General features: G+C 41.5%; 1 protein-coding gene. It reads left to right on the plus strand.

Features of this window, described 5'->3' with window-relative positions; genetic code table 11:
• A partial coding sequence (locus HMPREF2701_RS11250) for a pneumococcal-type histidine triad protein (protein ID WP_186821223.1) occupies window positions 1-431 on the plus strand: 431 nt, incomplete at both ends.

Raw genomic sequence — 431 nt, forward strand, 5'->3', positions numbered from 1 at the left:
CATGATGAAGACCATGATCACGGTTTTGATGCTAATCGTGTCATCAGTGAGGATGAACAAGGCTTTGTCATGTCACACGGTGACCACAATCATTACTTCTTTAAGAAAGATTTGACAGCAGAGCAAATTAAGTCGGCTCAAGATCATTTAAGAGGTAAGACGCCAGTAACACCAAGTCCAGCACATGATGATGAACACGATAAAGATAATCATGGGAACCATCATGATGAAGACCATGATCATGGTTTTGATGCCAATCGTGTCATCAGTGAGGATGATCAAGGCTTTGTCATGTCACACGGTGATCACAATCATTACTTCTTTAAGAAGAATCTAACACCAGAACAAATCAAGGCCGCGCAGGATCATTTGAGAGGTAAAACATCAGTAACACCAAGCCCAGCCCATGATGATGAACACGATAACGATAA

The organism is Streptococcus sp. HMSC077D04 (genome assembly GCF_001808785.1).
Classification (GTDB): Bacteria; Bacillota; Bacilli; order Lactobacillales; family Streptococcaceae; genus Streptococcus; species Streptococcus mitis_BX.